Raw genomic sequence first — 20429 nt, 5'->3', positions numbered from 1 at the left:
ACCGATGAAAAAATGGGCGATATGGCTGTTAGTATGTGTCATCATCTTATCGTTTGTTCCTGCTTCCGCTGAAGCTGTAAGCAATAAAGCGATTCATTGGGGGGTTAAGCGAAGCGAGAACCATAAGCCTCCTTCCGCGGGAAAAGAGTTAGATCAACTGCTTGCCAAATATGATGCATTTTATTTAGGGAATCCAAACAAAAAAGAAATTTATTTAACATTTGATAATGGCTATGAAAACGGTTATACAGCGAAAATTTTAGATGTCTTAAAAGAGAAAAAAGTGCCAGCGACGTTTTTTGTGACGGGCCACTATTTAGATACCGCTCCTGATTTAGTGAAACGAATGGTGAAAGAAGGGCATATTGTCGGCAACCATTCATGGCATCATCCTGATTTAACGCAAGTGAGCAATGAACAGCTTCGGAAAGAGCTGGAATCCGTTCGTAAAAAAACGGAAGAGTTGACGGGACAAAAAGGAATGATGTATCTTCGCCCGCCACGCGGCATTTTCAGTGAAAGGACGATGGCGGTCGCCCGCGAGCTTGGTTATTACCATGTGTTTTGGTCGCTTGCGTTTGTTGATTGGCAGACGAACAATCAAAAAGGGTGGAAGTACGCATATGATAACATTATGAAACAAATTCATCCGGGCGCGGTTTTATTGCTTCATACCGTCTCGAAAGACAATGCGGATGCGCTTGCGAAAGCGATTGACGATTTGCGCAAGCAAGGCTACACGTTTAAAAGCCTCGATGATCTGATGGTCGAAAAAATGAATTTGCATCCATGGCTTTTTACCCCTTGAACGTTTGGTTCAAAGGGGTGTTTTTCGTTATAATGTGGGTATTAACGATGAAAAAAGGTGATTAGGTATGTGGCAACAGCAAATTGAGGTCGCCCCTCCGTACGATTTTTCCAAAGCGCTGAAGCGGCTTGCCCTCGATCCTCTTATATCGGTGGATATAGCGGAACAGAAGGTGGTTGTGCCGCTTTATGTTCAACAGATCCCAATCGCTGTTACGGTCGAAAGCATTGGGACAAAGGAGGAGCCGCGTTTTCTTGTTACGGCGCCATATCCTGAACGAAAAAAGAAAATCATCGAGCGGATTTCCCATCTGTTTCAATGGAATACACCGCTTGCCCCGATTCACGAACATTTTCAGCGGACCGAATTACAACCGCTTTTTACCGAATATCAAGGAATGCCGCTTATTTTAGATTTTGATCTTTATTTTTGTTTAACGAAATGCCTCATTCACCAGCAATTAAATTTAAAAGTTGCTTACCGTCTGACAGAGCGGTTTGTGAAAACGTTTGGAACACAAATCGATGGCGTTTGGTTCTACCCGCGGCCGGAAGATATTGCTTCTCTTTCCTATGATGAACTGAAGCAGCTGCAGTTAAGCGGACGAAAAGCGGAGTATATCATTGATACATCACGGCTTATTGCCGAAGGGAAGCTTTCATTAGAGGAACTTGCACACCAAAACGAGGAAGAAGTGATGGAACAATTGTTATCGATTCGCGGCATCGGTCCATGGACGGTGCAAAATTTTCTTTTATTTGGGCTTGGAAAACCAAATGTGTTTCCGAAGGCGGACATAGGGTTGCAGCGAGCGATCCAGCGGCTGCTCGGTCTTTCACAAAAGCCATCGATAAAACAAATGGAAGAGCTAAGCAAGCGCTGGGAGCCGTATTTAAGCTATGCGTCCTTATACTTATGGAGAAGCATCGAATAGAGGAGTGGAGAGCATGACGAAGCAGACCATTACCATCAAGAAAGGACAACAGTTTCCTCTGACAATTAAACGGCTCGGCATTAACGGGGAAGGAGTTGGCTATTTTAAAAAGCAAGTGGTGTTCGTCCCAGGAGCGCTTCCGGGAGAAGAAGTCGTCGTGGAGGCGACAAACATCCACCCGAAATACGCGGAGGCGAAAATTAAAAAAATTCGCAAGCGCTCCCCGTACCGTGTCACACCAAGATGCCCTGTCTACGAGCAATGCGGAGGTTGCCAGCTGCAACATCTTGATTACCAAGCGCAACTTCGCGAAAAGCGCGATATCGTTATTCAAGCGTTTGAGCGGCATTGCCGTCTTCCGATTGAAACGCTGGAGATCCGCCCGACGATCGGGATGGACGACCCATGGCATTATCGCAATAAAAGCCAGTTTCAAGTCGGCACAAAAAAAGGAGCGGTTATTGCCGGGTTGTACGGATTGAATTCTCATCGATTAATCGATATTCCCGAATGCGTCATTCAACATCCGGCAACAAACCGCGTTACCAATATCGTGAAAATGATTTTACAAGACTTGCGCATTCCGATTTACAATGAACGGGCACAAACAGGGCTTGTCCGCACGATCGTTGCAAGAGTCGGTTTCCATACGGGGGATGTTCAGCTCGTGCTTATTACCACAAAAAAAGAAATTCCGCGCAAAGAGCTGCTCATCGACGAGATAAAGCGCCGTCTTCCTGAAGTAAAGTCGATCGTGCAAAATATTAATGGACAAAAAACGTCGCTTATTTTCGGGGAAGAATCGTTCCTTTTAGAAGGAGAAGAATACATTCAAGAAGTGTTAGGGGATTTATCGTTTGAACTGTCGGCGCGCGCGTTCTTTCAGCTGAATCCGGTGCAAACGGTGAAACTGTACGACGAAGTGAAAAAGGCCGCCGCTTTAACGGGAACGGAAAAAGTCGTTGATGCTTACTGCGGCGTCGGCACGATCGGGCTTTGGCTTGCCAAAGACGCCGGCGAAATCCGTGGGATGGATACAATTCCGGAAGCAATTGAAGATGCGAAGAAAAACGCGAAAAAACACGGATTTACAAACGCGATGTACGTCACTGGCAAAGCGGAGGCATTGCTTCCAAAATGGGTGAAGGAAGGATGGAAGCCTGATGTCATCGTCGTCGACCCTCCGCGTACGGGATGTGATCAACAATTATTACAAACGATTCTCCGTGTGAAACCAAAAACCGTTGTTTACGTTTCGTGCAATCCATCCAGCCTTGCACGCGATGTTGATGTGCTGTCCGAACGCTACACGGTCGACTACATCCAGCCGGTCGATATGTTTCCGCATACGGCGCATGTGGAGTGTGTTTCACGGCTAGTGTTAAAAAATGATTGAGCGTGTTTTTACCTTTCACGAGAACATCCGCCGGAAGCCCACTGCTTTAGCTGTGGAAGGAAGGCGGGGTTTATATTTTTAGTATATATTGAATTTTTTCGTTCAATATAAGTACACTGGATTTAGAAAGGTAGGTGAATCAAGAATGCTCTGCACTCTCAAGATTAAATTAATGCCAACTCTTGAACAGTTTCATGCGCTGCTGGAAACAATGAAACGGTTTAACCAAGCATGCAACTATATTAGCGAGATTGCTTTTCGCTCCAGAACCTTTTCCAAAACGAAAATCCAGCGGCTTTGCTACTATGACGTCAGGGAAAAATTTGGCCTCTCTGCCCAAATGACCGTTCGTGCCATCGGCAAAGTGTCGGAAAGCTATCGTTTGGATAAAAAAACCTTGCATAACTTTAAAGAAACCGGTGCCATCGTGTATGATGAAAGAATCCTGTCCTTTAAAGGGTTAGAGTATGCTTCCATCCTTACCTTGCAAGGAAGAATGGAAATCCCTATGGTCATTAGCCGCTACCATCAAGGTTTGCTGTGCGGCAACCGTGTTCGGGGTCAAGCCGATTTAGTCCTTCAAAACGGTATTTTTTATTTACTGCTCGTGGTGGACGTTCCCGAAGGCCAGCCCAATTCCGAAAACGGATTTATCGGTGTGGATCTTGGCATCATTAATATCGCCGTCGATAGCACCGGTGAGGTATTTTCCGGCTCGAAGGTCAACGGGCTGCGCCGCCGCCATGCGAAACTTCGCGCCAAACTCCAAAAGAAAGGCACCAAGTCAGCGAAACGCCTGCTTAAAAAGCGTTCCAAGAAGGAAAAACTATTTGCCCGTGATGTGAACCACTGCATTAGCAAGAAGATTGTTGAAAAGGCAAAGGCACTCGGATGCGGCATTGCCCTTGAAGATTTAAAGGGCATCCGCCAACGCACCGAGAAAACGGTTAAAAAGCAACAGCGTCGTCAACACTCTTCTTGGTCTTTTTATCAGTTGAGAAAGTTTATTGAGTATAAAGCGGCGATCGCTGGCGTGCCGGTGGTATTGGTTCATCCAAAAAATACTTCCCGCACCTGTCCGGTTTGCGGACATGTGGCCAAAGAAAACAGACCGTCAAGGGATCAGTTTTGTTGTCGAGCTTGTGGGTACGCTGCCCCTGCCGACAACGTGGCTGCGGAAAACATCCGCAGGGCTGCTGTCAACCAGCCGAACGCGGCAGCCAATTAGGCTAGCTGCAAGCCCACGGCTTTAGCCGTTGGGTAGTTGACATTAATTTCGGTAACGGCTTAAAGAAAACGGAGCTCCTTGTGGAAGGAGCCCTGATGTATTGCCTTCTTTGTTGAATTCGATAAAATAGATCGACTTTCCGGTATTTTGATCCAAGAGCGAGTCCCCGATAAAATCCATCAAGCCACCCGTTTTTTTTACGCCTGCCATTTGATCCTTCAACCACTTTACTAAAAACCGTTTTTAGTTAAACTTTTCAAACCGGTCCAAATCTTTATTTTCCCCGATCACGACTAATATATCTCCTTCTTTAATGATTCGATCAGGCGAAGGGGAAATGCTTACTTTTCCATCGCTGATAATAGCGATGACCGTTATATTAAACCTTGCCCTGAGATTTAATTCTCTTAAATTTTTTTCGATCATTGACGGGGGGACTTTTACTTCTTTTATACTATAATCTTTCGCGAGTTCAATATAGTCAAGCACGTTCGGTGACATGAGCTGGGTTGCAACCCGCTCTCCCATATCCCGTTCCGGAAATACAACCCAATCTGCCCCCACTTTATATAAGACTTGACCGTGCCGTTTATTAATGGCTTTTGCCACAACTTTCTTGACCTCTAATTCTTTAAGGATTAACACCGTTAAAATACTTGCTTGAATATCATCACCAATCGCTACGATGACAGCGTCAAAATTTCGAATGCCGACACTCTTTAATGCTTCTTCATCTGTTGAGTCAGCGACAACCGCATATGTAACATGATCTTTATATTCTTCAATTCGTTCTTCATTTCGATCAATGGCCAAAACTTCATTTCCAGCCTGGTGCAAGGTCGTAGCCAGACTAGAACCGAATCTTCCTAATCCGATCACAGCATATTGTCCTTTCATGTTCTTTCGTCCCCCTTTATGATATAAATTACTATCCGATCATAATCTTTCCCTTTGGAAATTTAAATGGATCCGGTTTTCGATGTAAAGTAACGGCATAAGCGATCGTTAAAGGGCCTACCCTTCCTGCAAACATGGTTAATATAATAAGAATTTTTCCGACAGGAGATAATTCGGGCGTTAACCCCATCGATAACCCTACTGTAGCAAATGCCGACGTTGCCTCAAACAAAATCATCAAAAAGTCTTTATTCGGTTCAGTTATCGTTAGAAGCATCGTTATCATCATGACAACAAATAAGCCGCTTACTGTTACGGTCAGAGCTTTATAAATCGTGTCATACAATATACGGTTTCGGAAAAAAATTACATCTTCTTTGCCCTTTATATTTGACCAAACCGCGCCTAACAGAGTAGCAAAGGTCGTCGTTTTAATCCCCCCGCCTGTTGATCCAGGAGATGCTCCTATAAACATTAAAAAGATGATGAGAAAGAGAGTCGGCTGCGTTAAATCCGGGATATTCAGTGTATTCGAACCAGCCGTTCTCGGTGTAACCGCTTGGTATAAGGATGCTAAAAATTTTCCTAATGGTGATAATGGCTGCAATGTTTTCGGATTATGATATTCCAAAATAAAAATAAGAATAGTTCCAAAAACAACCAAGATCGAACTCATAACAAACACGATTTTTGTATGTAAAGAAAAACGGCGCGTCTGACGGTACTCATATACTTCATTCATAACAATAAAACCAATGCCGCCCAGTGTAATGAGAGTACATACGACGAGAGTCACCAGCGGATCATCCACGTAGCCGGTCAAGCTTCTGAAATCACCCATTAAGTCAAATCCCGCGTTATTAAAGTTTGAGATGGCATGGAAAAAGCCAAAATAAATTGCTTTAGGCAACGGCATATCAAAGGAAAAACGAATCGCAAGCAAAATACCGCCAATCAGCTCGATAACGGCAGTAAAAATCAATATTCTTTTCACTAGCCGAACAACGCCATCAATTGACAAATTATTTAATGATTCTTTTATTAATAACCTTTCTTTTAATGAAATTCTTTTACCTAAGATCAAAGCAAAAAGGGTGGCAAAGGCCATAAATCCTAATCCGCCAATTTGAATCAGTGCTAGAATGACTAATTGCCCAAATAATGTAAACGTCGTACCAGTATCCACAACGACCAAGCCAGTTACACAAGTAGCAGAAGTAGCCGTAAATAAAGCATCTAACCACGGAAGCCCCTTCCCATCTACTGTTGCTGCAGGTAAAGTTAAAAGAAATGCACCAATAAGAATAATGAAACTAAACCCTAATACCAATATTTTAGGTGGATCTAAATAAAACATTCTTTTTTTATTCATGTTCTTCTTCCTTACTCCATTAATTTTTTATTTTTTGAAATAAATGGTTATCATACCAAATATCACTCATTTAATAGTAGTATGTCTGATAAAGATTGGATATATTCTGATAAATTCACTACCACATCTTTTTATTATATTGCAGTAAGCGCTGCGATATCAAAAATTGTGACCCGATCCTTCAGTAACCTCCTAAAGAATCAAGCCAATCATGTGTTCTCTTTTAATGAAATATAAACGTTATCCACTAATGCTAAATTCCAAATTCTTTTGTTTCTTAAATACAAAAGGAGATAAAAGAATTCCTCCAACAAATCCACCTATATGACCTGAAATACTTATTCCAGGAATCAAAAAAGTCATGATAAAACCCATTACAGTAAACGTAATAATAAACCTCTTATCGTATGTAGGAAATTTATTACGATGTTTAAGAACTAAAAATATATACATTCCCAATAATCCATAGCCGGGCCCAGAAGAACCTGCTAATGGAATAGGATAATCAGAAAAGAAATGAATTATTATAGATGCAAAAACACTCATATATACATAATTCAAAAGAAATTTTATGCTACCTAAAATACGTTCAAGAGGACGAGAGAATATTAGAATAAAAGGCATGTTTAAAAAGAAATGAGCATAACTCATATGACCAAATGCATAAGTTAATAACCGCCATATCTGTCCTCTATTAATCAGTTGTTTATCATATCCCCCTAATTGAGCAATTGTATTGATATTATACCCTCCCATGAATGTAGTAATAATCATCAGAATGGTGCAGATTCCCACAATTAGGGTGGTAACTGGATATCGTCTTATAAAGGTAGGAAAATCTTCTGTTATTCTGAACAACCTCTCACCAGCTTTCTGAATGCTTTGTTATAAATTATAATCCTTTTTTAAATGTCAATACTACATATAACTGCCTTTTACTACAACAAAAAGATCCTAACTTCCTTCATAAACTAAATCCACTCGTCAACCACTCATACCTCACTTTGCAGAACCACAGATTATGTAAGAAATTCTATTCTTCCCTATAATCTGTCGTGCCATGACATGTTTCAGTTTCGCTGCAAACCGTTACAGAAGTGCAACAAGCCATTATTATTATAAAACGGCATGAGTTCTGCTGAATACTGAACCCATACCGTAATTCTTTTACACATATCTGTTTGACAGATGCCAGTTCACCATATTTCGGCCTTCTTCTTTCATTTACCGAGCAAGTGCAGCTGGCAGTTTTGACGTGGTGGGAAAGCGAGAAACATATCCAAGCCTTATGCTTCTAGTTTTTGCGTTTCTCCGTTATAGATATTTAAATTCAATTCTTTAGTGATGCGGCTGGTGACTACACCGGCAGTCATGCTTCCGCTGACGTTTAGGGCAGTTCTTCCCATGTCAATCAACGGCTCTACGGAAATGAGCAATCCTGCTAATGCTACTGGTAGATTCATAGTCGACAGCACTAAAATCGCCGCAAACGTAGCCCCACCGCCAACACCTGCAACCCCAAACGAACTGATGGTGACGACTAGAATAAGCGTCAAAATAAAGGAAAGAGAAGTTGGATCGATGTTGACGGTTGGCGCGATCATCACTGCAAGCATGGCAGGATAAATGCCGGCACAGCCATTTTGCCCAATTGACAGCCCAAATGAGCAAAAGCAGGGCAAACGCCGCGGATGCGGTGCAAGAAACGTTTATCCGTGTGTATGATCATATTGACCGCTTCGACCCGGCCAAAGCGTATAAGCCTTGGTTTTACCGGATTTTGCTTAATGAATGCAATCGGCTGATGAAAAAGCAAGCAAAAATCGTGGCAATGAGCGATTATATAGATGATCATGCGCGCATGGCTAATGTAGATCAGCATGCTCACGGGGAAAGCGGTCGGCAATGGAATGATGAAGTAGCAAAGTATTATCTTGTCGATAACGGCCAGGGAGGAACGTTCGTCATCGAGCAGCATTACTTTGTCGAGGCGAGCGAAGGACACGGAGCTAGATTTGACAACATGCTAAAGCAGTTTCAGGTGACGAAAGAGCCCGATAAACAACAATAACAATAGACTACTATAGCATTTGATGTTTGATGGGAGGGTATCCTGATAAAGGTTACCCCGCTTTTAAAGAGATTGCTTTTTTGTTCCACTATCCCCTACATTAAGCCGCACTTTTTTTCATCCAGTAAATGGAGTTGTTATCAATAAGTGTTAAAATAAAAGCAGGAGGTGATAAAATGGGATGGATTATACTAATCGTTGGACTGCTTCTCTTGGGAGGCATTATCGATTTTATTGCAAAAAAAAGAAATATGAAAATAGACCCCGAAGAGGGGGCAAAGAATGCTTCAGATTCGGAGAGAATTTATGTAGAAACTTATATGCACAATACTAAACAGAATCATGAGAACAATCCTTTTTTATAGGATATGCGCGGTTTGATAAAAGAGGGGGTATCTTCGTGAAGATTCCCCCTCTTTTAATATTTTGTCATTGAGTTTGCAGTTGATATTTCGGTTCTAACATTGTTCCGTGTTTTTCATAATTGATATGCCATGAGAACGCTTTTTCCAAGACGTGCGGTGTTTGGCCTCCGCGCTTAAGCGCTTCCTTGAAGTATTCGCGCAACTGCGGACGGTAATCCGGGTGTGCGCAATTTTCAATGATAAGAGGTGCGCGTTCGATTGGCGCCAACCCACGAAGATCGGCATAACCATATTCTGTGATAATCACATCCACGTCATGTTCGGTATGGTCAACGTGCGATACGAATGGAACGATGCTTGAAATAGCTCCATTTTTTGCAATGGATTTTGTCACGAAGATCGTAAGGCGTGCATTGCGGGCAAAGTCGCCTGAACCACCGATGCCATTCATCATGTTTGTGCCGCGAACATGTGTAGAATTAATATTTCCGTATATATCTGCTTCCAAGGCTGTATTGATGGAAATGAGTCCGAGACGGCGAACGATTTCCGGATGATTAGAAATTTCTTGAGGACGAAGGATCAGCTTGTCTCGGTAAGCATCTAAATTGGAATACACTTGTTTCATTTTGTTTTGAGACAAAGTAATAGAGCAGCCGGAAGCGAACCGGACTTTTCCAGCATCGATGAGGTCAAACATGGCATCTTGAAGAACTTCTGAATAAACTTCCAAATTAGAAAATTCAGAATCCAATAAACCGTAAAGGACAGCGTTCGCAACAGAACCAATGCCTGCCTGAATCGGCGCTAAATTTTCAGAAAGTCGGCCTGCTGCGACTTCCTTTCGTAGAAAATTGATTAAATGATTCGCTATAGCAGCTGTTTCCGCATCTGGAGGCACAATCGTGGATGGGGAATCAAGTTGGTTTGTCAAAACAATTCCAATAATTTTATCTTCATCTACTGGAATACCAATTGTTCCGATTCGATCGTCTACTTTTGTTAAAGGGATCGGTTCGCGTTTTCCTTGGTTGCCGACTTCGTAAATGTCATGAAGTCCTTTTAGTTCTTTTGGTTGGGCTGTGTTCAATTCGATAATAACGTGTCGGGCTTTTTTCACAAAGATCGAAGAATTTCCTACGGAAGTAGACGGGATGATCATTCCGTCTTCAGTTATCGAAACCGCTTCCACAATTGCGAAATCGATAGGATTTAATACGTCTGAACGCACTAATTCTGCGGTATGTGATAAATGTTGATCAATAAACAAGATTTCCCCTTGGTTAATTTTTTTGCGCATAACAGAATCAGCCTGAAACGGAAGCCGTTTATTGATAATTCCTGCTTCTGCCATCATTTTATCAATGTCTGAGCCTAGTGAGGCGCCTGTATATACATTTACTTTTAAAGGTTGTTGTTTTGCTTTTTCAATCAGTGCAAAAGGAACTGCCTTGGCATCGCCCGCGCGGGTAAATCCGCTCAAACCGAGCGTCATACCGTCTTTAATCCATGAAGCTGCTGTTTCTGCTGTTACAATTCGGCTCCTTAAACGAGAATTACCGATTAATTCGAAAATTTGTTTATCCAATGCTGCTCACCTCTTATTTTATTTTTTAAAATATTCTAGCTATTTAGTTATGAAAAATCATTCAAAAGTGAATAAAAGGGCTTTCTTTGCAACTAAAAAAGAATTTTTAATACATAAAGGAGAAAAAATAGAAAACCACTCCGGATTGAAAGGGGATAAGAAAGGAAAATCATTACCAAATAGTAATGGAAAAACGTGCTGTTTCCATAAATAAAGAGCTCACTTTCCATGAGCTCTTTAGAGAGATTGGCAAAAGGAAGGGAGCTGTATAGCGGAAGAAACTGTTTTGATGTGCAGTTACACACATTAAAAGCAGAGCAGCTTCCGAAAATGGCTTGCATATGTTTGGCTCACGGGTACTCTTGAGCCGTCTTTCATCACCAATAAAAAAGTAGAATGCGAATCTGGATGAATTTCTATAATGTGATGAATGTTAACGATATAGGATCGATGACACCGAACAAATATATCATCAGGAAGGGAAAATTCCAGTTCGGTTAAGTTGTATTTATGGTAGCCTTCCGCATAAGTCGATTTTACGAATGTTTTACGATTTTGGGCTTCTAAATAGATCACGTTCTCGAAAGGAACAGGCAGCCAACGATCCATCACTCGGATCGTTAAATACGGCATTGTAAGCAGCGGCTTTCTTGGCAATATGGCGGTAACGCAGCCTTTCGGGTTGCCATCATCTAAAATTGGGACCGATATCCCGAAATAAGGTACGCCAAAAACACGGCTATCTTTTTGCTCTGCGATTTTCCGTTGAACGGTCAAGGCTTTGTAAGTGACCGATTCCGGTTTGATTTTGTCTCCGGACGAATTTTTAAATCAATTTGTTTGCTTGGTTGGTAATAAATATAGCGCTTATCATCCGAAATCACGAAAGAAGCTTCTTTAGGAAATAATTCATTCATCACTTTTACAATCGAGGAAACAGTAAATCGGTCCATGTTACCACCCCTAGTGAACGATCTGCCACTTTACTTCGTTTGAAGCGGGGTTTCTGACGACTTGTATGTTTTTGCTAAAGGATGGAGACATACAAGCCCCCCGTTGCGTTTACTTTCCATCCGAGGCGTTCGTTTGAGCACATTATAGCATTATTGTTGCACGTCCATAAAGAGCGGATAAGAAAATCGATAGATGATGACAACAGTGCAAGCAAATTTATGATCAAAAAATTTTGTCGATATATTTAAAAAATTATGATTAATGTTGTTTTATAATCTTATAGTAGACATCTTTACGTAAGGGGAGAGGAAGATGAACACGCAATTTATTGCAGGACACGCACGGCTGCCGGCGGGAATGGCGGCAAAAAGCGTATATGATACGCTGACGATTACGGCGGAAATTGATAAAAAGTACGGGGTGATTGTCGACGCTTCGTGTACGCTGGCAACAGAACATGGGCGCGATTATGTTGCACGCCTGCTTAAAGGCCATTCGCTAAGGGACGGGATTGATTCCATTTTAGAGCAGCTGAATGAAGGGTATTTAGGAAAGGCGAATTCGGCGTTGTGTGCGGCGCTAAAAGATTTATACAAGCAATATTGCAAAATGCAGGAAAATACACAGTAAAAAGCCCTCGTACAAGCGAGGGCCTTTTTATGTTAAAGTTTCACCGAATCCGGATTCCAAGGCGGAAGCATTTTGCGCAGCGGTTTATCCTGACGGTAGCCAAGCACATATTCCGCTTGCATAATCGTATGGATTTCCCGCGTTCCTTCATAGATGACCGGCGCTTTTGAATTTCGAAGGTAGCGTTCGACAGGGTATTCGTTGGAGTAGCCGTACGCGCCGTGAATTTGGACGGCATCGTCGGCTGCTTGATTAGCGAAGTCGCACGCAATCCACTTTGCGAGTGATGCTTCTCTTGTTGTACGGCGGCCTTGATTTTTCAAAAACCCTACTTTATAGACGAGCAAACGGCTAATTTGCAATCCTGCTTCCATTCTGGCGATCATTTGCTGCACAAGCTGATGTCTCCCGATTTCTTTGCCGAACGTTTTGCGCTCATGGCAATATTTTACGCTCGCTTCGAGACACGCCATAATAAGCCCGACCGCTCCGGCAGCAACCGTGAATCTTCCGTTGTCTAGCGCAGACATGGCGATTTTAAATCCTTCTCCTTCTTCGCCAAGTAGGTTTTCTTTCGGGACGCGGACGTTGTCAAAGAACAGCTCACCTGTGTTGCCGGCGCGGATGCCTAGTTTTCCTTTAATCGCTTTTGATGAAAAGCCAGGCATTGTCCGTTCGACAATAAAAGCGGAGATGCCTCGGTGTTTTTTCGATTTATCGGTGTAGGCAAATACGATAAAGTGATCGGCGATGTCACAAAGGGAAATCCATGTTTTTTGCCCGTTTAAAATGTAGTAGTCCCCATCGCGAACAGCTGTTGTGGAAATGCTGGCAACATCCGATCCAGCGTTTGGCTCCGTCAGGCCGAAAGCGCCAATTTTTTCGCCTTTTGCTTGCGGAACGAGATATTTTTGTTTTTGTTCTTCTGTGCCCCATTGCAACAAGGTTAAGCTATTTAATCCTGTGTGTACGGAGACGGCAGTGCGAAACGCGGTATCACCGCGTTCTAACTCCTCACAGACGATTGCAAGCGAGTTGTAGTCCATGCCCATTCCGCCGTATTCTTCCGGAATGCATACGCCCATTAAGTTTAACTCCGCAAGCCGTTTGAAAATATTCGGATCAAAATATCCCCGTTCATCCCATTCTTTGATGTACGGCATAATTTCTTTATCGACAAATTTGCGCACGGTGCTGCGAAGCATTTCTTGTTCCGGAGTAAAATCGAAATTCATCATCATACATCCTCCCCCGTTTCATTCATGATTTCTCTTATAATTTCGTCGTTATGCTCTCCGGCAAGCGGAGGCGGCAGACGGTACGATATTTTTGTATCGGATAGTTTGAGCGGGCTTCCGACAAGCTGCAGAGACCCCACCTTTTCATGCTTCATCGTAATGATCATGTCGCGGGCTAGCGTCTGTGGGTGCTGGAACAATTGTTCAAGATTTTGCACCGGGCCGCACGGTATACCTTTTTCGGCAAGCAGGCGCTGCCACTCTGCCCGCGTCCGTTTTTTCACTTCTTCATTAATGCGTCTGTTGAGTTCTTCGCGGAAGGCAACACGGCTTGGATTCGTTTGAAAGCGTGGATCTGTTCCTATTGTCGGGTCGGAAAGAAGCCCGCAAAACGCCTGAAATTGCCGATCGTTCCCAACGGCGATTACAATCGGCCCGTCGCTTGCTTCGTACGTTGAATACGGAACAATGTTCGGATGTTCGTTTCCTAAAGGCGTTGGTACGTTGCCAGACATTAAATAGTTAGCCGCAACGTTGACGAGCGCGCTGATCGCCGAGTCGAATAACGAAAGGTCAATTTTTTGCCCGCGTCCTGTTTTTTCACGGGCGAGGAGAGCCGCTTGAATAGCGATTGCCGCATACAAACCGGTAAAGACATCGGTAATGGCTACTCCGACTTTAAGCGGTCCTGATGATGCGGTGCCATTAATGCTCATCCATCCGCTCATCGCTTGGATAATATAATCATATCCAGGTAAATGACGGTACGGGCCTGTCTCTCCAAATCCGGTAATCGAGCAATAGATGAGTCGCGAGTTGATGGATGAGAGATGGTCGTAATCAAGTCCTAATTTTTCCATTGTTCCTGTTTTGAAATTATGAATGACAACGTCTGCTGTTTTGGCAAGATGACGAATGATGTTTTTTCCTTTTCTTCTTTCAAATTAACAGTAATGCTTCGTTTGTTGCGGTTGACCGCAGTGTAATAGGCGCTCATTCCGTTTTGAAAGGGAGGGCCCCAAAATCTTGTATCATCCGATCCGCCCGGTGCTTCGACTTTAATCACATCAGCGCCAAGATCGCCTAAAATCATCGTGGCGTAGGGTCCTGCGAGGACACGCGTCATATCTAAAATGCGGACGCCGTCTAACGCTCCTGGCATTCGTCCACCTCCTATACGAGCGAATAAAAAAGCCGGCTCCTTTTCTTCGTGAAGAAAGGAACCGGCTTTCACGACCTGAGGGAGCATTTCGGCAAAGAAATGCTGGTCAGACCGAAACAGTTCTTTATTATGAAGCAGTATAAAATTGTCGAGTCCTTGTCGTGCTAATACCGCCTGTGTAGCGTCAGCCGCGAAACCGACGGGAGACGGCTTGTTAAGTTTTATTATAAATAATAAATTTATAATTGTAAATAGTCAAAAAATTATCCAGAATAAAGGGAGCTCGTGATGGAACTCCGTTAATGTGATTTTACCGTTTGAAAAATGTTTTTCACGATATTTACAACGTATTTGCTGCCATGATCATTTTGTACATCCTCTATTAACATGGCAATGAGAAGGTCAGGATGATCGGCATTGTATGCGACAAACAGCCCATTTTCTTTTCCTTTTTCTCCTTTTTTATCTTTCAATTCAGCGGTCCCGGTTTTTCCTGCTAATATAATATCTTTCATATAAGCGCCATGTGCGGTTCCATTTGGATTGGCCACTATTTGTTTTAGCCCTTCTGCGATGATGTTCGCAGTTTTTGCCGAAATGATCTGTTGTTTCCAAACGGTTTTTTGTTGTCCTTTTTCTAAAATTGGTTGTAATAAATCACCATTGTTTACAAACGGTGTGTATGCAGCGGCAAGATGAAGAATGCTCATCTGCATTTGTCCTTGGCCATAGGCGGTATCCGCCAGTTGTGGACCTGTCTTCAGCTCGCCTGTATTCGATATTTGCGAAGATGGAATCGGGTATGGAAACGGCAATTTTTCGCCAAATCCGAATGAGTGCAACCCTTCTTTCAATTTATTCGGTCCGAGATCCAGACCGACCATGGCGAAATAAATATTATCGGAATAAATGAGCGCATTTTGGAGGTTGACGTTTTGTAAACGATCGCTTACTCTTGTCACAAAGTAATTTCCCCATGATCCGTCTTTCGGTTGCCATTTTTTTTCGACAATCGTTTTCGTTTGTTCAGGAGTAATGATGCCTTTTTCAAGGCCGATTGCACCGATAATAGGTTTGATGGCTGACCCAGGCGCATAGGTGGCGGCAAAACGATTAATTAACGGTTTTAGCGGATTATTTTCTAATTTTTTGTATTCCTCTGCTGAAATTCCGAGTACAAACTCGTTTGGATTGAACGAAGGGGAGCTGACTAAGGCGAGAATTTCGCCGGTCAACGGGTGAATGGCAGCGGCGGTTCCAGCTCTTCTTTTCATATTTTCATAAATCGTTTTTTGCAGTTTGGCATCGATCGTAAGAGTAATTGTTTCTCCATTTTTTGGTTTAGATTCAGCGACCGTCACTGTCGAACCATCTTTTTTTTCGATATAGATTTTAGCGCCGTCTTGTCCTTTGAGACGCTCTTCAAACAGTTCCTCGAGCCCGCGTTTTCCTATGCGGTCGGATGGCGAATATCCTTTGTTTTTTAATTTGCTTAGTTCTTCATCTGTAATATTGCCGATATATCCAACCAGATGGGCAGCGGCCTCCGCGAATGGATATTCCCTTTCTGCTACCTCTTTTACTGCTACAGCTTGGATGTTGAGGGCGCTTTCTAATAGCGCTGTTTCCGATTTTGCCACTTTTTGAATTGGAACAAAATAATCAGGCTGTACCCAAGCGGCGTTTAATTTTTCGTTAATGTATTCGACAGGGATATGGAGCAGCTCGGCAAGCTGTTTTTTAATGGATTCCTCGTTTTCGCCCATTTTCCCAGGAACAATGCCGATTTCGTAGGCGGCTCCGTTCATCGCGAGCGGCAGCCCGTTGCGGTCGTATATTTCCCCGCGTTTTCCGGCGGTAATGGCAATACGAACTTTATCCCCCTTTTGTAATTGCGGAAAAATATATGTCGTATCCCATTGAACATACCATTGCTCGTCATCGTGTTGTTTTTCTTTGACAAGCAATGCTTCATGCTCAAACTGGATCGGGCCGGCAATTGTGTTCATTTTTACGGAAAAAGGGAGTTTGATTTGTTCTTTCTTATCGTCCTCTTTTTTTTCTTCTGCTGGCAATGGTTTTACCGATAAATTAGTTGCTTCGATATCCTTATAAATCTTTTTGTAGCGATTTACAAAATCTTCTTTTGATATGTTTTGTTTTGCTTGTTTAGATAGCATCGCATACATGTCTTCAAATTGTTGGTTTGTCCACAATTTCGTATATTTTTGCAATGCATCATGCGGTGAAGGTTTTTCACTGCAGGAAGATAATAAAATGGAACTAATCATGATGATGAAAAATGACACCATTCCTCTTTTGATCATTCATTTTCCCCCAATCGTGTTTAAATCATATAATATTTGCCGCTGAAGCAGTTTACATATTGGAAGTTAACGGTATTTATATTAACTATAGCATAAAAGGTAATGAATAACAGTGAATGGGAAAGAAATGATCGTGGAGAAATAAAAAATATGGATACTAGAAAAATGGTAAAATTATATTTGTATGCAATAAAAAATTTACTGATATTATGCCGGTTGCTTGAATGTGAATCGTTATACATGGCCACATCTTCACATTATTATGTAAAAATGCGATGGTCTGTTGCTTTGTTTATGAGATGGCTAATAGGTCAATATTTGTGTATAGGAAAAAATTTAAATTTTTTAAGGAAATTTTAATAATATTTTGTTATTATCATATATGGCATGATGATACTGGCCATTACCGTTGGATACATAAGCATGAGAGATGAAAAGATAGTACTGAAATAATATAGCTGTGGGATGGAGAGTGATCTTCCGCTGCTGCGTAGTAGTGGATTATTATAGATCACATTTATATAACAACATAGACAACAAAGGGAGGATTCAGATGAGCAAAACACCGATTACAGTTGCGTACGGAGATGGTATCGGTCCTGAAATTATGGATGCGACGCTAAAAATTTTAGATGCTGCTGGCGCACAATTAGATATTGAAACGATTGAAATCGGCGAAAAAGTGTATCTTCGCGGCGGAACGACTGGTCTAGAGGAGAGTGCATGGGATTCGTTAAGAAGAACGAAAGTATTTTTAAAAGCACCGATTACGACACCGCAAGGCGGAGGGTATAAAAGCTTAAACGTAACGATTCGCAAGGCGCTTGGTCTTTACGCAAATGTCCGGCCGGCTGTAGCGTATTATCCGTTTGTCGAAACGAAACATCCAAATATGGATGTCGTTATTATTCGTGAAAATGAAGAAGACTTGTACGCCGGCATCGAGCATCGCCAAACGGAACAAGTATATCAATGCTTGAAATTGATTACCCAGCCTGGCTCGGAAAAAGTGATCCGCTATGCGTTCGAATATGCGCGTAGCTACGGACGCAAAAAAGTGACCTGTTTTGTGAAAGACAACATTATGAAACTGACAGACGGCATTTTCCACCGCATGTTTGACGAAATCGGCAAAGAGTATCCGGATATTGAAAAAGAAACATGGATTGTCGATATCGGCGCGGCAAAACTAGCGAATAGCCCAGAAGAATTTGATGTCATTGTCATGCCAAACTTATACGGCGATATTATGTCCGATATTGCGGCGCAAATTTCTGGTTCTGTCGGGCTTGGAGGTTCGGCGAACATCGGTGATCAATGTGCGATGTTTGAAGCGGTTCACGGATCGGCGCCGCCGCTTGCCGGGAAAAACCTTGCCAATCCATCCGGATTGCTTTTAGCAGCGGTGATGATGCTGCAGCATATCGGCCAGCCGGAAGTAGCGTCGCGCGTGCATAACGCTTGGTTAAAAACCATTGAAGATGGCATCCATACGTTTGACATTTACCGCGAAGGAATCAGCAAACAGCAAGTGGGAACAAAAGAGTTTGCCCAGGCGGTCATCGACCGTCTTGGCCAGCTTCCGGAAAAACTTTCTCCAGTTTCTTATAAAGAAGCGCCAAAGCTTCACGCGGTGCTAAAACCGCGGCAAAAACAAAAGAAAGAATTATTTGGCGTGGACATTTTCCTTGACTGGGATAAAGGGACGGCGGAAGAACTCGGCAAAGCGTTGGAGCAATTTAAAGTAGGCAATCTCAAGCTTCGGGTTATTACAAACCGCGGAGTGAAGGTATATCCAGGAGGGCTTCTGGAAACGTTCTGCACCGACCATTGGCGCTGCCGTTTCCACGCAGAACCTGGCGAAACAATCGAACATCGGCAGATTGTCGAATTATACAACCAACTTGTTGCGGCTGGATTTGATTGCATTAAAACAGAAAATCTTTACTTATTTGACGGTGAGCCAGGGTTTGCGGCCGTTCACGGATAATCCAAAACAGCAGCGTTTCGCTGCTGTTTTTATTTTTGCATAAGATTGAAAAATGAAACTTTCTAGGGGAAAATTCGCATGGACATATATGTTGAGAACGTGATGAAAATTTATATATAATGTAAGGGAATAGTATGACTATACGGTAGGGACAAGGAAGCGATTGCTTATGTTTCATCGAACTATATTCCGACGTTTAAAAGTGTTAAATGAACTCGCTGTTTTGCAACAATCATAAACCATTTTCGTTCTATATTATATTCGCGTATTCCCGAGATGGAAATCGAGTCATTAAACGATTTGCAGAACAACGAGGCCATCGACTGACTCCGATTTATGTCGATCCTCAATTATTTGCCGATGCTCCTGTATTTTGTCATTACACTTCAGAAATGTATTATCGGCTTGCTGCTCATCAGTTTTTGCCCCAAGAATTGGACCGCGCTTTATATCTTGATCCAGACATTGTTGCGATTAATCCGATCGATGATTTGTATGATATGGATTTTGAAGGAAATATGTTTATTGCCGCGGAGCATACCCATTCCACGAAAGTAGCGAATTTATTTAACAAGCTGAGGCTGAAAACCCCGAATGCAAAAGGATACTTTAACACTGGTGTCATGCTGATGAACTTGCCGTTAATAAGAAAAGAAGTACGGTTAGAGGATATTTACCAGTTTATTCGTGATAGGCGCCTGCCATACTAAGAAGGGACGCGGATCACAAAGAAGCATTCCATATGGAGATTGCACTCAACCAAAATAAAAAAATTAAATCATATCTATTGACAAATAGATACTACTACATGATAATAAATATAGAATTAAAATTATTATAATTTAATTAATGATTTAATTAGGCTATTGATCATTCCAACACTATTTTCAGGAGGTAGATGAAAGATGTCTCTAATTGGAAAAAAAGTACAACCATTCCGTGCAAAAGCGTATCATAATGGGAAGTTTATTGAAGTTACGGAACAAGACTTTCAAGGCAAATGGAGTGTAGTTTGCTTCTATCCAGCTGACTTTACATTCGTATGTCCTACGGAGCTTGAAGATTTGCAAAATAACTACGCGACTTTAAAAGAGCTTGGCGTTGAAGTGTATTCTGTTTCAACAGATACACATTTTACACATAAAGCATGGCACGATACGTCTCCAACAATCAGCAAAATCGAGTACATTATGATCGGCGACCCTTCTCAAAAGTTATGTCGCATGTTTGATGTGCTTGATGAAGAGGAAGGTCTTGCACAGCGCGGTACGTTCATCATCGATCCAGACGGTGTCATCCAAGCGGTGGAAATTAATGCTGACGGTATCGGCCGTGATGCAAGCACGCTTATTAACAAAATTAAAGCGGCACAATACGTCCGCAACCATCCAGGCGAAGTTTGTCCAGCGAAATGGCAAGAAGGGGCTGAAACGCTTAAACCGAGCCTTGATCTTGTAGGGAAAATTTAA

At 42.4% G+C, this 20429-nt stretch carries 16 protein-coding genes and 3 pseudogenes; 10 read left to right on the top strand and 9 right to left on the bottom strand.

All coding sequences use genetic code 11. The features are described from left to right. Positions 1–4 precede the first annotated feature (4 nt). The 4 genes from pdaA (at position 5) to NXM86_RS15890 (ending at position 4366) form a co-directional block, all read left to right on the top strand. Complete coding sequence (gene pdaA, locus NXM86_RS15905) at positions 5–808, top strand: delta-lactam-biosynthetic de-N-acetylase (RefSeq protein WP_498958272.1); 804 nt, start codon at positions 5–7, stop codon at positions 806–808. A 67-nt stretch (positions 809–875) separates the two neighbouring features. After that, complete coding sequence (locus NXM86_RS15900; protein WP_062677531.1) at positions 876–1742, top strand: DNA-3-methyladenine glycosylase family protein; 867 nt, start codon at positions 876–878, stop codon at positions 1740–1742. Positions 1743–1755: 13 nt separating this feature from the next. Then, complete coding sequence (gene rlmD, locus NXM86_RS15895; protein ID WP_012749161.1) at positions 1756–3138, top strand: 23S rRNA (uracil(1939)-C(5))-methyltransferase RlmD; 1383 nt, start codon at positions 1756–1758, stop codon at positions 3136–3138. Positions 3139–3283: 145 nt separating this feature from the next. After that, complete coding sequence (locus tag NXM86_RS15890; protein ID WP_015863580.1) at positions 3284–4366, top strand: RNA-guided endonuclease InsQ/TnpB family protein; 1083 nt, start codon at positions 3284–3286, stop codon at positions 4364–4366. Positions 4367–4609: 243 nt separating this feature from the next. On the opposite strand, the gene NXM86_RS15885 is transcribed toward NXM86_RS15890, so the two are convergent. From NXM86_RS15885 to NXM86_RS15870, 4 genes and pseudogenes are all read right to left on the bottom strand, one after another. Beyond that, positions 4610–5263 (bottom strand): potassium channel family protein, encoded by a 654-nt coding sequence (locus NXM86_RS15885; RefSeq protein WP_089096834.1) that lies wholly within the window; start codon positions 5261–5263, stop codon positions 4610–4612. A gap of 31 nt (positions 5264–5294) precedes the next feature. Further along, entirely contained in the window at positions 5295–6635 is a 1341-nt protein-coding gene (locus NXM86_RS15880) for a TrkH family potassium uptake protein (protein WP_012749163.1), read from the bottom strand. A 240-nt stretch (positions 6636–6875) separates the two neighbouring features. After that, positions 6876–7409, bottom strand: a complete 534-nt coding sequence (locus NXM86_RS15875; RefSeq protein WP_133066513.1) for a rhomboid family intramembrane serine protease — start codon at positions 7407–7409, stop codon at positions 6876–6878. Between the two features lie 512 nt (positions 7410–7921). After that, positions 7922–8302, bottom strand: a pseudogene (locus NXM86_RS15870) (cation:dicarboxylate symporter family transporter); the annotation flags it as partial. Between NXM86_RS15870 and NXM86_RS15865 the strand changes: the two are divergent. Both NXM86_RS15865 and NXM86_RS15860 read left to right on the top strand, forming a co-directional pair. After that, positions 8299–8706 carry an RNA polymerase sigma factor gene (locus NXM86_RS15865; RefSeq protein WP_498958271.1) on the top strand — a complete coding sequence of 136 codons (408 nt, stop codon included), beginning with the start codon at positions 8299–8301 and terminating at the stop codon, positions 8704–8706. The pseudogene NXM86_RS15870 and the gene NXM86_RS15865 overlap by 4 nt on opposite strands. A gap of 176 nt (positions 8707–8882) precedes the next feature. Further along, the gene (locus NXM86_RS15860; RefSeq protein WP_498958269.1) at positions 8883–9071 is read left to right on the top strand and encodes a hypothetical protein; all 189 of its coding nucleotides are present in this window, start codon (positions 8883–8885) and stop codon (positions 9069–9071) included. A 64-nt stretch (positions 9072–9135) separates the two neighbouring features. Here the strand turns inward: NXM86_RS15860 and scpC are convergent, their stop codons facing one another. Together scpC and NXM86_RS15850 are read right to left on the bottom strand one after the other, a co-directional pair. Beyond that, positions 9136–10659, bottom strand: coding sequence for a succinyl-CoA:acetate CoA-transferase ScpC (gene scpC / locus NXM86_RS15855; protein WP_498958268.1), 1524 nt, complete (start codon positions 10657–10659; stop codon positions 9136–9138). A gap of 306 nt (positions 10660–10965) precedes the next feature. Then, a pseudogene (locus NXM86_RS15850) lies at positions 10966–11612 on the bottom strand (LytTR family DNA-binding domain-containing protein). Positions 11613–11925: 313 nt separating this feature from the next. Here NXM86_RS15850 and NXM86_RS15845 point away from each other — a divergent pair. Continuing rightward, positions 11926–12243 carry a DUF3870 domain-containing protein gene (locus NXM86_RS15845; RefSeq protein ID WP_012749167.1) on the top strand — a complete coding sequence of 106 codons (318 nt, stop codon included), beginning with the start codon at positions 11926–11928 and terminating at the stop codon, positions 12241–12243. Between the two features lie 32 nt (positions 12244–12275). On the opposite strand, the gene NXM86_RS15840 is transcribed toward NXM86_RS15845, so the two are convergent. The 3 genes and pseudogenes from NXM86_RS15840 to NXM86_RS15830 form a co-directional block, all read right to left on the bottom strand. Next, positions 12276–13481 (bottom strand): acyl-CoA dehydrogenase family protein, encoded by a 1206-nt coding sequence (locus tag NXM86_RS15840; protein ID WP_012749168.1) that lies wholly within the window; start codon positions 13479–13481, stop codon positions 12276–12278. After that, a pseudogene (locus NXM86_RS15835) lies at positions 13481–14643 on the bottom strand (CaiB/BaiF CoA transferase family protein). The gene NXM86_RS15840 and the pseudogene NXM86_RS15835 overlap by 1 nt, the downstream one beginning before the upstream one ends. A gap of 299 nt (positions 14644–14942) precedes the next feature. Next, positions 14943–16970 carry a penicillin-binding transpeptidase domain-containing protein gene (locus NXM86_RS15830; RefSeq protein ID WP_498958266.1) on the bottom strand — a complete coding sequence of 676 codons (2028 nt, stop codon included), beginning with the start codon at positions 16968–16970 and terminating at the stop codon, positions 14943–14945. A gap of 553 nt (positions 16971–17523) precedes the next feature. On the opposite strand from NXM86_RS15830, the gene NXM86_RS15825 reads away from it, so the two are divergent. The 3 genes from NXM86_RS15825 (at position 17524) to ahpC (ending at position 20429) form a co-directional block, all read left to right on the top strand. Next, a complete protein-coding gene (locus NXM86_RS15825; protein ID WP_012749171.1) occupies positions 17524–18960 on the top strand; it encodes an NADP-dependent isocitrate dehydrogenase in 1437 nt (478 codons plus the stop codon). A gap of 209 nt (positions 18961–19169) precedes the next feature. Continuing rightward, entirely contained in the window at positions 19170–19670 is a 501-nt protein-coding gene (locus tag NXM86_RS15820) for a glycosyltransferase family 8 protein (protein WP_211278791.1), read from the top strand. 195 nt (positions 19671–19865) lie between these two features. Beyond that, positions 19866–20429: an alkyl hydroperoxide reductase subunit C gene (ahpC, locus tag NXM86_RS15815; protein WP_012749173.1), complete on the top strand. Its 564-nt coding sequence runs from the start codon at positions 19866–19868 to the stop codon at positions 20427–20429.

This window comes from Geobacillus sp. CX412 (assembly GCF_027942335.1).
GTDB lineage: Bacteria > Bacillota > Bacilli > Bacillales > Anoxybacillaceae > Parageobacillus_B > Parageobacillus_B toebii.
The sequence above is the reverse complement of the archived record's forward strand: the minus strand, read 5'-3'. Positions and strand labels throughout refer to the sequence as shown.

Excerpts from the sequence above, each read along its gene's own strand:
- pdaA (WP_498958272.1), top strand. The coding sequence starts at position 5 with ATGAAAAAATGGGCGATATGGCTGTTAGTATGTGTCATCATCTTATCG.
- NXM86_RS15900 (WP_062677531.1), top strand. The coding sequence starts at position 876 with ATGTGGCAACAGCAAATTGAGGTCGCCCCTCCGTACGATTTTTCCAAA.
- rlmD (WP_012749161.1), top strand. The coding sequence starts at position 1,756 with ATGACGAAGCAGACCATTACCATCAAGAAAGGACAACAGTTTCCTCTG.
- NXM86_RS15890 (WP_015863580.1), top strand. The coding sequence starts at position 3,284 with ATGCTCTGCACTCTCAAGATTAAATTAATGCCAACTCTTGAACAGTTT.
- NXM86_RS15885 (WP_089096834.1), bottom strand. The coding sequence starts at position 5,263 with ATGAAAGGACAATATGCTGTGATCGGATTAGGAAGATTCGGTTCTAGT.
- NXM86_RS15880 (WP_012749163.1), bottom strand. The coding sequence starts at position 6,635 with ATGAATAAAAAAAGAATGTTTTATTTAGATCCACCTAAAATATTGGTA.
- NXM86_RS15875 (WP_133066513.1), bottom strand. The coding sequence starts at position 7,409 with ATGATTATTACTACATTCATGGGAGGGTATAATATCAATACAATTGCT.
- NXM86_RS15865 (WP_498958271.1), top strand. The coding sequence starts at position 8,299 with ATGAGCAAAAGCAGGGCAAACGCCGCGGATGCGGTGCAAGAAACGTTT.
- NXM86_RS15860 (WP_498958269.1), top strand. The coding sequence starts at position 8,883 with ATGGGATGGATTATACTAATCGTTGGACTGCTTCTCTTGGGAGGCATT.
- NXM86_RS15845 (WP_012749167.1), top strand. The coding sequence starts at position 11,926 with ATGAACACGCAATTTATTGCAGGACACGCACGGCTGCCGGCGGGAATG.
- NXM86_RS15840 (WP_012749168.1), bottom strand. The coding sequence starts at position 13,481 with ATGATGAATTTCGATTTTACTCCGGAACAAGAAATGCTTCGCAGCACC.
- NXM86_RS15830 (WP_498958266.1), bottom strand. The coding sequence starts at position 16,970 with ATGATCAAAAGAGGAATGGTGTCATTTTTCATCATCATGATTAGTTCC.
- NXM86_RS15825 (WP_012749171.1), top strand. The coding sequence starts at position 17,524 with ATGAGCAAAACACCGATTACAGTTGCGTACGGAGATGGTATCGGTCCT.
- NXM86_RS15820 (WP_211278791.1), top strand. The coding sequence starts at position 19,170 with ATGAACTCGCTGTTTTGCAACAATCATAAACCATTTTCGTTCTATATT.
- ahpC (WP_012749173.1), top strand. The coding sequence starts at position 19,866 with ATGTCTCTAATTGGAAAAAAAGTACAACCATTCCGTGCAAAAGCGTAT.